We start from the raw sequence: 12,959 nt of genomic DNA on the forward strand, positions 1-12,959 counted from the left end.
GCGGACGAAAGTCCGCATCCTGTCCCCGGCGGGACTCCACGGCCCGGTCGGGCTCCTAGACTGCTTCGCGCATCAACAAGAGGAGACGCCAACCATGCCCCGTCGAAGCAGTCTCGGCGCCATTGCGCTGACCGCCACCCTCGCCCTGCTGGGCGCCTGCAGCAGCCTCGCGCCGCCATCGGCCACCCGGCCCGCCTCGTGGGCCGCGCCCGAGGCGCTGGTCGCCCCGTCTGCCTTCATGGGCGTGCACGGGCTGGCCGTCGACGCCAAGGGCCGGCTGCTGGCAGGCTCCGTGCTCGGCAACACGATGTGGGAGGTAGACCGCAGCACCGGCGCGGCCAGGGTGTTCATCGACGCGCCTGAAGGCCAGGCGGACGACATCGCCGTAGGCCCGAAGGGCGAGCTGGCCTGGACCAACTACCTCATGGGCATCGTGCGCTACCGCGAGAGCGACACCGCCCCCATGCGCGTGCTGGCCAAGGACCTGCCCGGCATCAACTCGCTCGACTTCGACCGCCGCAACGGCAGGCTCTACGCCTCGCAGGTGTTCCTGGGCGACGCACTGTGGGAGATCGACCGCGAGGGCCAGAAGCCGCCCCGGCTCATCAAGAAGGACATGGGCGGCTTCAACGGCTTCGAGGCCGGCCCCGACGGCATGCTCTACGGGCCGCTGTGGTTCAAGGGCCAGGTCGTGAAGATCGATCCGGCGAACGGCAACATGACCGTGATCGCCGACGGCTTCAAGATCCCGGCCGCGGCCAACCTCGACGGCAAGGGCAACCTCTGGGTGGTCGACACGCGCAGCGGCGAGCTGGTGCGGGTGGAGCTGGCCACCGGCCGCAAGACGGTCGCGAAGCAGTTGCGGCCGTCGCTGGACAACCTGGCCATAGCCAAGGACACGCCCGACGGGACCATCTACGTCTCCAACATGGCGAACAACGAGGTGCAGGCCTTCAACCCCGCCACCGGCGAGCTGCGCACGCTCACCAGCGGCAAGGTGGCGGCGCCGGCCGGCATGAAGCTCGACGGCAACGACCTCTGGGTGGCCGACGTCTTCGGCTTCCGCCAGGTCGACGTGCGCACCGGCGAAGTGCGCGACGTGTTCCGCATGCAGCGCGACCCCGATCTCGACTATCCGTTCGCCGTCGGCCTCTCGCCGAAGCTCTTCGCGCTGACCTCGTGGTTCACGGGCTCGGTGCAGCTGGTGGACCGGCGCACCCTGAAGACGGTCGACACCATCCACGGCCTGAAGGCGCCCTTCGACGCCATCCCCATGCCGGACGGCAGCGTGATCTACGCCGAGATCGCCACCGGCAGCATCACCCGCGCCAGCGGGCCGAAGTTCGCACAGAAGTCAGTGCTCGCCAGCGGCCTGAACGGCCCGGTGCAGATGATCGTCGGCCGGGACGGCGCGCTCTACGTGACCGAGGCGGCCGGCAGGCTGCTGCGCATTCCACTGGACGCCAGCTCGCCGCTGCGCGCGGTAGCCGAAGGCTTGGCCTTGCCCGAGGGCGTGGCGCAGACGCCCTGGGGTAGCTTCGTCGTGGCCGAGAGCGCGGCGCGCCGGCTGGTGGAAATCGCGCCTGACGGCACGCGCCGCACCGTCGCCGAGAACCTGCCGATCGGCGTCGCGGCCGGCCCCGGACTGCCTCCGCCCTACGTGGTCACGGGCGTCGCCGTGGGCGCCGACGGCACGATCTACATGGCGGCCGATCGCAACAATGCGATATATCGAATCAGGCCGGTAAGGTAGCGTAACAATAAGTGTAAATTTCGGTTTACTTTTTAAAACAAACATTACAGACTGCGCGGGACGTCTTGCGGCGTCCCGTTCGCATCCGGCGACCGGGGGTCCGCGAAACGCTCTTTTGACCTGAAAGGGACATCGCATGACTCCGCTCGTCGTAGGCCAGATCCTGTCGCCCGAGTACTCCCTGGGCATGGTGGCGCTTTCCTTCCTCATCTCCTTCGCGGGCTCGCTGGTGGCCCTGATCTGCGCCGGCCGGATGGTCGGCGCGGACGGCAAGCCCAACCTCGCCGTCGTGACCTGCGCGGCGGTGGCGCTGGGCGGCATCGGCATCTGGTCGATGCACTTCATCGGCATGCTGGCGTACCGGCTGCCGGTGGCCATCTCGTACAACATGCCGCTGACGGTGGTGTCGCTGGTGGCGGCCATCCTGATCTCGGGCATCGCGCTCTACATGGCCGGCGGACGGCGCAAGTTCAGCAAGCCGGGCTGGCTCGCGGGCAGCCTGCTGGCGGGCCTGGGCGTGTGCGTGATGCACTACATGGGCATGTTCGCGATGAACATGCGCGCCTCGATGAACTTCGACCTGGCGACGGTCGGGCTGTCGGTGCTGATCGCCGTCACCGCGGCCGGAGCCGCCCTCTGGCTCGCCTTCAACCTGCGCAAGTTCACGCACAAGGTGGCGGCCGCCGCGGTGATGGGCGTGGCGGTCTGCACCATGCACTACGTGGGCATGAGCGCGGCCAGCATGGTCTGCACCGCCGCGGCGCCGGTCGACGCGCTGGCCATCGGCGGCAGCTACATGGGCCTCACGGTGTTCGGCACGGCCGGCGCGGTGCTGATCTTCATCTACTGGGTGGTCACGGGCAGCAGCCTCGACACCCCGGTCGCGCCCCGGCGCGCCCGCGCCGGCTGACCGCCCGACGGGCACCAGCCAGTAAGCGCAAGCGGGCGCCGCGCCCGCGTCCTAGAGTCCGTGCAGAGCGAAAAAAACGATCTGCACGGACTCTCACATGCCAGTCATCGAATCCCGGCTGCAAGCGGCCAGCGACACCTTCCGGGCCAACAGTGCCAGCATGCTGGCGCTGCTCGGCCAGGTGCGCGAGCACGAAGCCCGCGCCGTCGCGGCCTCCGGCGCCTCGGCCGAGCGCTTCGCCAGGCGCGGCCAGTTGCTGCCGCGCGAGCGCATCGCGCTGCTGCTGGACACCGGCGCGCCCTTCCTGCCGCTGGCTTCGCTCGCGGGACTGGGGCAGGACAACCCCGATCTCTCGAAGAGCGTTCCCGGCGGCGGCCTGATCTCCGGCATCGGCTACGTGTCGGGCGTGCGCTGCATGGTCAATGCGTCGGACTCGGGCATCGACGCCGGCGCGCTGCAGCCCATGGGGCTAGACAAGCAGCTGCGCGTGCAGGAAATGGCGCTGGAGAACAGGCTGCCCTACGTGCAGCTCGTGGAAAGCGCCGGCGCCAACCTCATGCAGTACCGCGTGCAGGACTTCGTGCGCGGCGGCAACATCTTCCGCAACCTCGCACGGCTCTCTGCCGCGGGGCTGCCGGTGGTGACGGTGACGCACGGCTCCTCGACCGCCGGCGGCGCCTACCAGACGGGCCTGTCCGACTACATCGTGATGGTGCGCGACCGCACTCGCGCCTTTCTCGCGGGGCCGCCGCTGCTGAAGGCCGCCACCGGCGAGATCGCCACCGAGGAAGAACTGGGCGGCGCCGTGATGCACACCCACGTCTCGGGCCTCGGCGACTACCTCGCGGAGGACGACCGCGACGCCATCCGCATCGCTCGCTCGATCCTCGGCGGCATCGACTGGGCACGCGAAGAAAAGCCGCGCACCTTCGCTGCGCCGCGCTACGACGCCGAAGACCTGCTCGGCATCATGCCGACCGACGGGCGGCGGCCGGTGGACATGCGCGAGGTCATCGCGCGCATCGCCGACGGCTCCGAGTTCCTGGAGTTCAGCGAGCACTACGGTAGCGCCACCGTCTGCGGCCACATCCGTCTCGAGGGGCACGCCGTGGGCATCATCACCAACAACGGCCCCATCGACTCCGACGGCGCCACCAAGGCCACGCACTTCATCCAGGCCTGCTGCCAGTCGCGCACGCCCATCGTCTACCTGCAGAACATCACCGGCTACATGGTGGGCCGCGCGCACGAGGAGGCCGGCATCATCAAGCACGGCGCGAAGATGATCCAGGCCGTGACCAACGCCACGGTGCCGCAGATCACGCTGCATTGCGGCGCCTCGTACGGCGCGGGCAACTACGGCATGTGCGGCCGGGGCTTCGCGCCGCGCTTCTGCTTCAGCTGGCCCAACGCGCGCACCGCCGTGATGGGCGGAGAGCAGGCGGCGAAGACCATGGCCATCGTGATGGAGGCCGGCATGGCGCGCAAGGGCGCGGTCGACCAGGCGAAGCTCGACGCGATGCAGCAGCAGATCGTCGAGCGCTTCGACCGGCAGATGAGCGTGTTCACCACCAGCGCGCTGCTGCTGGACGACGGCGTGATCGACCCGCGCGACACGCGCGCGGTGCTGGCCGAAGTGCTCTCGGTGTGCCGCGACGCCGACGCCCGCACGACGCAACCCATGCAGTTCGGGGTGGCACGTCCATGAGCAGCACCACCAGATTCCACAAGATCCTGATCGCCAACCGCGGCGAGATCGCGATGCGCGTGATGCGCACCGCGCGCGCCATGGGCCATCGCACGGTGGCCGTGTACTCCAGCGCCGACGTCGACGCGCAGCACGTGCGCTTCGCCGACGAATCGGTGCACATCGGCGAGCCGCTGCCCGCGCAGAGCTACCTGAACATCGCCGCGATCGTCGAGGCCGCGCGCGCCAGCGGTGCCGACGCTGTGCACCCCGGCTACGGCTTCCTCGCCGAGAACGCCGCATTCGCGCAGGCCTGCCGCGACGCGGGCCTGGTCTTCATCGGCCCCTCGCCCGAAGCCATCCGCGCGATGGGCGACAAGGCCGGCGCCAAGCGGCTGATGCAGGCGGCGGGCGTGCCCTGCATTCCGGGCTACCAGGGCGGGGACCAGGGCGAAAAGACGCTTGCCGCCGAAGCCGCGCGCATCGGCTGGCCCGTGATGATCAAGGCCACGGCCGGCGGCGGCGGGCGCGGCATGCGGCTCGTCACTTCAGCCGCGAACTTCGCCGAGCAACTGCGCAGCGCGCAGTCGGAAGCGCTCAATGCATTCGGCGACGCCACCGTGATCCTGGAGCGCGCCATCGTCGCGCCGCGCCACGTCGAGGTGCAGGTGTTCGCAGACCGGCACGGCAATGCCATCCATCTCGGCGAACGCGACTGCTCGGTGCAGCGCAGGCACCAGAAGGTGATCGAGGAAGCGCCCTCGCCGGCGGTGTCCGAAGCGCTGCGCGAACGCATGGGCGCCACCGCCGTGGCCGCTGCGAAGGCCATCGGCTACGAAGGCGCGGGCACGCTCGAATTCCTGCTCGACGCCGAGGGCCAGTACTGGTTCATGGAAATGAACACGCGCCTGCAGGTGGAGCACCCGGTGACCGAGGCCGTGACAGGACTCGACCTGGTCGAGCTGCAGCTGCGCGTCGCGGCCGGCGAGTCGCTGCCGATTGCGCAGCGGGACGTGCGCATCTCAGGCCACGCGATCGAGGTACGACTGTGCGCCGAAGACCCGCTGCAGGGCTTCATGCCGCAGAGCGGCACGCTGGCCGCATGGCGACCCTCCGCCGCGCTGCGCACCGAGCACGCGCTGCATGACGGCGCCGAAGTGCCGCCCTTCTACGACTCGATGATCGCCAAGCTGGTGGCCCACGGCCGCACGCGCGACGAGGCAAGGCAGCGGCTCGCCGCAGGCCTGCAGGACACGGTCGCGCTCGGCATTCCCACCAACCAGCAGTTGCTGCGGCGCGCACTGTCGCACGATGTCTTCGCGAGTGGCGGGGCGACCACCGCCTTCGTCGGCGACCATCTCGACGCGCTGCTCGCCGTCGACCCGGCGGACCAGGCACGCGCAGCGTTGCTCGCCGCGCTGCTGCTCCAGCTGGGCGAACGCGGCTGGCCCTCGCCGCTGGCCCACACGCTGCCCAACGCCCTGCGCTTCTCGCTCGACGGCAAGGTGCACGCGGCCCGCGTGACGCCGCGCGGCGCCGGCAGCTTCGACACCGCGCTGGACGGCGGCGATCCGGTGCGGCTTGCGCTGCTCGCACTGCCGGGCGACGGCAACCTTCGCTTCTCGTGCACCGGCGTATCCGCGCAGGCCTTCGTCGCGCGGCGCGACGGCCGCGTGTTCTTCCACCACGACGGGCAGGCGCACCAGCTGGACGATCTCACGCACGTCGCCGCCACCCGTGCGGACGGCAGCGGCGGCGACGGCCTGCTGCGCGCCTCCATGAACGGCCGCGTGATCGCGCTGCTGGTGACCGAGGGCGACGCGGTCGCCGCGGGCCAGCCGATCGTCACGCTGGAAGCGATGAAGATGGAACACGTGCACTGCGCGCCGCGCGCCGGGCGGGTCGCCCTGCATGTCGCCGTGGGTGCGCAGGTGGCGGCGCGGCACGTGGTCGCGCAGGTCGCCGATGCATGACGGGGCCAGCCCCCGCGTCTTTCCGAAAGCCAACCGCATGACTTCACCCTCCTCCCGCTACCGCTCCGTCTTCGCGCCCGGCCTGTTCGACGGGCAGGTCATCGTCGTCACCGGCGGCGGCTCCGGCATCGGCCGCTGCACCGCGCACGAACTCGCCTCTCTGGGCGCGCAGGTGGTGCTGGTCGGCCGCAAGCCCGAGAAGCTCGACACGGTGCGCGCCGAGATCGAGGCCGCCGACGGCAAGGCTTCCACGCAGGCCTTCGACATCCGCAACGAAGACGCGGTGCGTGCGGCGGTGGCTGCCATCGTTACGGAACACGGCCGCATCGACGGTCTCGTCAACAACGCGGGCGGCCAGTACATCACGCCGCTGCATGCGATCTCGGCCAAGGGCTGGGAAGCGGTGATCCACACCAACCTCACAGGCGGCTTCCTGGTCGCGCGCGAGTGCTACCTGCAGAGCATGCAGGCCAATGGCGGCGCCATTGTCAACATCGTGGCCGACATGTGGGGTTCCATGCCCAACATGGGCCACAGCGGCGCGGCGCGCGCGGGCATGGTGAGCTTCACCGAGACCGCCGCGCTCGAATGGGCCGCGAGCGGCGTGCGCGTGAACGCGGTGGCGCCGGGCTACATCGCGTCGAGCGGCATGGACCACTATCCGCCCGAGGCCGGCGACATGCTGCGCGCCATGCGCAAGACCGTGCCCGCGGGCCGCTTCGGCAACGAGGCCGAGGCCTCCGCCGCCATCGCATTCCTGCTGAGCCCCGCGGCCAGCTTCATCAGCGGCAGCGTGCTGCGTGTGGACGGCGCGCGACCGCAGGTGCGCATGGGCTGGCCGATGGCGATTCCCGATGCACAGGCGCAGCAGCGCACGGCGGTGAAGCCCTTCGACGGCTTCCATCTGGCGCAGGCGCCGCGCGTGTTCCAGGACAAGTAGGGACAACGAGAGAACAAGCGAACGAACGAAAGATCGACCGGAGACCAATTCATGCAGTACAGCTACGAACACCTCGAGATCCAGAAGACCCTGCGCCGCTTCATCGACGACGAGATCAACCCGCATGTGGACGAATGGGAGGCGGCCGAGATCTTCCCGGCGCACGAGGTCTTCAAGAAGCTCGGCAACCTCGGCATGCTCGGCCTGAACAAGCCAGAGGCCTTCGGCGGCGCGGGCCTGGACTATTCGTACGCGATGGCCATGGCCGAGGCGCTGGGCCACATCTCCTGCGGCGGCGTGCCGATGGCCATCGGCGTGCAGACCGACATGTGCACGCCCGCGCTCGCGCGCTTCGGCAGCGACGAGCTGCGCCGCGAGTTCCTCGCCCCCGCCATTGCCGGCGACATGGTCGGCTGCATCGGCGTGAGCGAGCCCGGCGCGGGCAGCGACGTGGCAGGCCTGAAGAGCCACGCGCGCAAGGACGGCGGCGACTACCTCATCAGCGGCCAGAAGATGTGGATCACCAACAGCCTGCAGGCCGACTGGATGTGCATGCTGGTCAACACCAGCGACGGCCCGGTGCACCGCAACAAGTCGCTCGTCATGGTGCCGATGAACCTGCCGGGCATCGAGAAGGCGAAGAAGATCCGCAAGATCGGCATGGATTCGAGCGACACCGGGCTCATCTACTTCGACAACGTGCGCGTGCCGCAGCGCTACCGCATCGGCGAGGAGGGCCAGGGCTTCGTCTACCAGATGCAGCAGTTCCAGGAAGAGCGGCTGTGGGCCGCGGCGAGTTCGCTGGAGTCGATGGAAGACTGCATCGCGCAGACCATCGAGTGGGCGCAGCAGCGGCAGATGTTCGGCGCCACGCTGGCCGATCAGCAATGGGTGCAGTTCAAGCTGGCCGAACTCAAGACAGAGGTTGAAGCGCTGCGCGCGCTCACCTATCGCGCCTGCGACCTGCACGTGAAGGGCGAGGACGTGCTCGAACTCGCGTCGATGGCCAAGCTCAAGACCGGCCGGCTCACGCGGCAGGTGGCCGACACCTGCCTGCAGTTCTGGGGCGGCATGGGCTTCACGCTGGAGAACCGCGTGTCGCGGCTGTACCGCGACGGCCGGCTGGGCTCCATCGGCGGCGGCGCCGACGAGGTGATGCTCGGCATCCTCGCGAAGACCATGGGCATCGCCAAGCGCCCGCCGCGCGGCTGAACACGGCATGGACGCCGAACTGCAAGCCGACCGCGCTGCGCTCGCCGACACGGTGCGGCGCTTCGCCGAAAGCGAGATCGCGCCGCACGTGCAGGCGTGGGACGACGCGGGCGAGTTTCCGCGCGCACTCTATGCGCGAGCCGCCGAACTCGGGCTGCTGGGCCTGGGCTATCCGGAAGAACTCGGCGGCACGCCCGCCTCGTACTCGCTCAAGCTGCCCGCGTGGATCGCGCTCGCGCGCCATGGCAAGAGCGGCGGCGTGCTCGCGAGCCTGTTCTCGCACAACATAGGCCTTCCGCCGGTGGTGCTGCATGCCGGCGACGAGGTACGCCGCGAGGTCGTGCCGCCGGTGCTGCGCGGCGAGAAGATCGCGGCGCTGGCCATCACCGAGCCCGGCGGCGGCTCCGACGTGGCGGCCCTTCGCACGACGGCGCGGCTCGAAGGCGACCACTATGTCGTCAACGGCGAGAAGACCTTCATCACCTCCGGCATGCGCGCCGACTGGATCACCGTGGCCGTGCGCACCGGCGAGGGGCGCGGCGCCGGCGGCATCTCGATGCTGCTGGTGCCGGGCGACACGCCGGGCCTCACGCGCACGCGCCTCTCGAAGATGGGCTGGCTGTGCTCCGACACCGCCACGCTGCACTTCGACAACGTGCGCGCCCCCGCGCGCTACCTGCTAGGGAACGAAGGCGAAGGCTTCCGCATGATCATGGGCAACTTCAACGGCGAGCGCATCGGCCTCGCCGCGGGCGCCCTGGGCTTCTCGCAGGCCTGCTTCGACGAAGCCCTGGCCTGGGCGCGCGAGCGCAAGACTTTCGGCGCCGCGCTCGTCGAGCACCAGGCGGTGCGCCACAAGCTGGTCGACATGCAGATGCGCATCGCTTCCACCGAGGCGTGGATCGAGGCGGTGTCGGCCGAGGGCGACGCGCTCGAGGCGGCCGGGCGCCACAACGCGCCCGAATGGGTCGCGCAGATCTGCATGCTGAAGAACCACGCCACGCAGACCATGCAGTTCTGCGCCGACCAGGCGGTGCAGATCCTCGGCGGCATGGGCTTCATGCGAGGCACGGTGAGCGAACGCGTCTACCGCGAGGTCAAGGTGATGATGATCGGCGGCGGGGCCGAGGAGATCATGAAGGAGCTGGCGGCCCGGCAGATGGGCTGGTAGGCGCCGCGCGGAACGCCGCCGCGCGCCAGGTGTCCAACCATCCAGCGCTTTCGCTGGGTCGCAGGAGACCGTCATGCTCTCTCTCACCTCAGTCACCGGCGCCGTCATCGTGGTCCTGCTGGCGGTGCTGCTCTTTTCCGCGATCTGGATCTTCCGGGAGTACGAACGCGGTGTCGTCTTCACCCTCGGCCGCTTTTCGCGCGTCTCGGGGCCAGGCCTGGTGCTCGTGATTCCGGCCATCCAGCAGGTGGTGCGCGTGGATCTGCGCACCGTGGTGCTCGAAGTACCCACCCAGGACGTGATCTCGCGCGACAACGTGTCGGTGAAGGTCAGCGCGGTCGTCTACTTCCGCATCATCGACGCCGAGAAGGCCATCATCCAGGTCAAGGACTTCTTCAACGCCACCAGCCAGCTGGCGCAGACCACCCTGCGCTCGGTGCTCGGCAAGCACCAGCTCGACGACATGCTGGCGGAGCGCGAGCAACTGAACCTCGACGTGCGCGAGTCGCTGGACGTGCAGACGGCCTCGTGGGGCATCAAGGTGTCGAACGTGGAGATCAAGCAGATCGACCTCACCGAATCGATGGTGCGCGCCATCGCGCGGCAGGCCGAGGCGGAACGCGAACGGCGCGCCAAGGTGATCCACGCCGAGGGCGAGCTGCAGGCGTCCGAGAAGCTCTCGCAGGCCGCGCGCGTGCTGGCGCAGGAGCCGCAGGCGATCCAGCTGCGCTACCTGGAAACGCTCACCGTCATCGGCGCCGACAAGAACACCACCATCGTGTTCCCGCTGCCGGTGGACCTGCTGGCGAGATTCCTGGCCAAGCCCGCCTGACGACGCGAAAGCGGAAAACTGTTCTTCACCGGCGCCGGGCGCGGCGTCTGGTGTTTCGCGCGCGGCGTGCCTACGATCGACCGCACGACTTTCGCTCCTTCATTTCCAGACAAGCCCGATCCATGTTCAAGCACATCGTGATGTGGAACCTGCGCGCCGATTCGCCGGCGCAGAAACAGCAGGCCACGCAGCTGCTCAAGCACAAGTTCGAATCGCTGCGCGGCCAGATCCCGGGCCTGCTGCACATGGAAGTGGGCATCGACTCGAGCCGCGTGGACTACGCCTGCGACGTGGTGCTCTACAGCGAGTTCGACAGTCAGGCCTCGCTGGACGGCTATGCCACGCATCCGGCGCACCTTCGCGTGCGGGAGGAGCTGGGCGACCTGCGGATCGCGCGGCATCAGGTGGATTACGCGGCCGACTGATCGGCCCCCGCCTGCGCGAGCCCGACGCAGAACTCCCGCACCAGACGCAACGCAGGCGCTTCGGTCCGGCCTTCCAGCGTCACGAAGGCGAACTGCGCGCTGAGCCCCGCCGCGGGCTCCACCTTCAACTCGGCCAGATCGCCGTTGTCCTGCAGCGCACGGGTGGCCGCGAGCACTCCCAGGAAGATCGCATCGGTGCCGCGCACGGCCTCGATCAACGCGCCGATGTCTTCCGACGACACATGCAGCCAGCGCTGCGGACTCGCGTCGCTGCCGTAGCGCTCCACCAGGATGCGCGCCACGTCGTCGCTGACCATCGTCGAGACCACCGGATAGCGCACCAGCTCGTCGAAGCGAACCGGCTTGCCGCGGCGCGACGCCAGCAACGGATGGCCGCGCCGGCAGACGAAGCCCGAGCGCAGTGTCGGCAGCACGTCGATGTGCAGGTCTTCGCGCGGCGACACCGCCCGGTATGTCAGCACCAGTGCATCGAGCGTGCGCGCTCGCAGCGCCGCCAGCTGCAGTTCGGGCCCGCCGCCATGCAGCTGCAGGCCCACGCGCGGATGGTTTCTCAGCATGTGGATCAGCAGCGGCGACGAGAACAACGCCCCGGGCGCCGCACCGAGCCCCAGCCGCACCACGCCTGCCTGCCCATCGGCCAGCAGCGCGGCGGCGCGCTTGAGCTCGTGCGTTTCCATCGAGATGCGCTTGGCGCGCGCCAGCACCATCGCGCCGAACGGCGTGAGTTCGTTGCGCTTGCCGACACGGTCGACGAGCTGCATGCCGAGCTCCTGCTCGAGCATCTGGATGCTGCGGCTGAGCGCCGGCTGCGTCAGGTGCACTTTCTCGGATGCGCGGCTGAAGGAGCCGGTTTCGGCGAGTGCGAGCAGGTGGTCGAGTTGCTGGAGGTTCATGGCGGGCCGTCCGTTGTCACATGCATGAGGTCTGCTCATGGTAATGACAAAAACAATGCATTGGACAGATAGAAGCCCGATTCCTAGCATCCATCGCGTACTACTTTGGACCAAGGAATTCCCCATGAAGCGGTTCGGTCGATGGCTCTGCGCGCTGGCTTTTCTAGGCTGCGGTGCCGCAGCGATGGCGCAGGCGCCCTACCCCTCGAAGGTCGTCACGATGATGGTTCCCTACCCGGCGGGCGCGGCGAGCGACTTCACCGCACGGGCGCTGAACGACCTGGTCGGCAAGGAGCTCGGCGGACAGGTGATCGTCGAGAACATCGGCGGTGCGACCGGCGCCATCGCCGCAGCCAAGGTGCTGGCGGCGCCGGCCGACGGTCACTACCTGTTCCAGGGCTCGCCCAACGAGCTGATCCTTTCGGGGCTGGTCAACAAGAGCACGCGCTACAAGCCCGAGGACTTCCAGTGGATCGCACCGGTGGCCACCTCGCCGCTGGTGCTGGTGGTCAACAGCCAGCTGCCGGCCCATTCGCTCGACGAGTTCGTGGCACTGGCGCGCTCGCGCAAGGACGCGCCGCTGAGCTACGGCACTCCGGGCCCGGGCACGCTCTACCACCTGCTGGGCGAACTCTTCACCAGGCGCACGGGCGCACCCGTCACGCACGTGCCCTACAAGGGCGGCGCGCCCATCATCCAGGACCTGATCGGCGGGCAGATCGACTTCGCCTTCATGCCCTACCAGGCCTTCTATGCCGACTACGTGAAGCAGGGACGCCTGCGCGTGATCGGCTCGCTGTCGCCGGGCAGGCGGCTGCCCGCGCCCTTCGACACGCTGCAGACCAGCGCGCAGAGCAAGGACATGAAGGACTTCGACTTCGGCATCTGGACCTCCTACATGGTGCGCAAGGGCACGCCGCGGCCCGTGGCCGAGCGGCTCAACGCCGCGATCGCCGCCGCGCTGAAGAACCCGCAGGCGCGCGCGCAGCTGGAATCGCAGGCCAAGACCGTCTTCGAGCCGATGAGCCTCGAGGCAGGCGAGAAGTTCTATGCGGCCGAGATCGCGCGCTACCGCGACCTCGTCAAGACCATCGGCTACGAGTCGCCCTGAGCCGCGATCCATTCCAAGACAAGAGGTGCAT

Annotated in this window: 11 protein-coding genes; 10 read left to right on the top strand and 1 reads right to left on the bottom strand. The window is 69.1% G+C overall.

Annotated features, from left to right (window positions below; translation table 11 throughout):
* Positions 1 to 94 precede the first annotated feature (94 nt).
* From EJP69_RS21090 to EJP69_RS21130, 9 genes are all read left to right on the top strand, one after another.
* A complete protein-coding gene (locus EJP69_RS21090; RefSeq protein ID WP_126472404.1) occupies positions 95 to 1,753 on the top strand; it encodes a hypothetical protein in 1,659 nt (552 codons plus the stop codon).
* Between the two features lie 136 nt (positions 1,754 to 1,889).
* Positions 1,890 to 2,663, top strand: a complete 774-nt coding sequence (locus EJP69_RS21095) for an MHYT domain-containing protein (RefSeq protein WP_093209214.1) — start codon at positions 1,890 to 1,892, stop codon at positions 2,661 to 2,663.
* 97 nt (positions 2,664 to 2,760) lie between these two features.
* Complete coding sequence (locus tag EJP69_RS21100) at positions 2,761 to 4,371, top strand: acyl-CoA carboxylase subunit beta (RefSeq protein WP_126472405.1); 1,611 nt, start codon at positions 2,761 to 2,763, stop codon at positions 4,369 to 4,371.
* Positions 4,368 to 6,323, top strand: coding sequence for an acetyl/propionyl/methylcrotonyl-CoA carboxylase subunit alpha (locus EJP69_RS21105; protein WP_126472406.1), 1,956 nt, complete (start codon positions 4,368 to 4,370; stop codon positions 6,321 to 6,323). Before EJP69_RS21100 ends, EJP69_RS21105 begins: the two co-directional genes overlap by 4 nt.
* 37 nt (positions 6,324 to 6,360) lie before the next feature.
* Positions 6,361 to 7,263 (top strand): SDR family oxidoreductase, encoded by a 903-nt coding sequence (locus EJP69_RS21110; RefSeq protein ID WP_126472407.1) that lies wholly within the window; start codon positions 6,361 to 6,363, stop codon positions 7,261 to 7,263.
* Positions 7,264 to 7,314: 51 nt separating this feature from the next.
* Positions 7,315 to 8,475: an acyl-CoA dehydrogenase family protein gene (locus EJP69_RS21115; RefSeq protein WP_126472408.1), complete on the top strand. Its 1,161-nt coding sequence runs from the start codon at positions 7,315 to 7,317 to the stop codon at positions 8,473 to 8,475.
* 7 nt (positions 8,476 to 8,482) lie between these two features.
* A complete protein-coding gene (locus tag EJP69_RS21120; protein ID WP_126472409.1) occupies positions 8,483 to 9,646 on the top strand; it encodes an acyl-CoA dehydrogenase family protein in 1,164 nt (387 codons plus the stop codon).
* 73 nt (positions 9,647 to 9,719) lie between these two features.
* Positions 9,720 to 10,478 (top strand): slipin family protein, encoded by a 759-nt coding sequence (locus EJP69_RS21125; RefSeq protein WP_093209229.1) that lies wholly within the window; start codon positions 9,720 to 9,722, stop codon positions 10,476 to 10,478.
* Between the two features lie 122 nt (positions 10,479 to 10,600).
* Complete coding sequence (locus tag EJP69_RS21130) at positions 10,601 to 10,903, top strand: Dabb family protein (protein WP_126472410.1); 303 nt, start codon at positions 10,601 to 10,603, stop codon at positions 10,901 to 10,903.
* Here the strand turns inward: EJP69_RS21130 and EJP69_RS21135 are convergent.
* Complete coding sequence (locus tag EJP69_RS21135) at positions 10,888 to 11,817, bottom strand: LysR family transcriptional regulator (RefSeq protein WP_093209234.1); 930 nt, start codon at positions 11,815 to 11,817, stop codon at positions 10,888 to 10,890. The two genes, EJP69_RS21130 and EJP69_RS21135, sit on opposite strands and share 16 nt — an antisense overlap.
* Before the next feature lie 124 nt (positions 11,818 to 11,941).
* Between EJP69_RS21135 and EJP69_RS21140 the strand changes: the two genes are divergently transcribed.
* Entirely contained in the window at positions 11,942 to 12,928 is a 987-nt protein-coding gene (locus EJP69_RS21140) for a Bug family tripartite tricarboxylate transporter substrate binding protein (protein WP_126472411.1), read from the top strand.
* The last annotated feature ends 31 nt before the right edge of the window (positions 12,929 to 12,959 follow it).

It is taken from the genome of Variovorax gossypii (genome assembly GCF_003965815.1).
Taxonomy (GTDB): domain Bacteria; phylum Pseudomonadota; class Gammaproteobacteria; order Burkholderiales; family Burkholderiaceae_C; genus Variovorax; species Variovorax gossypii.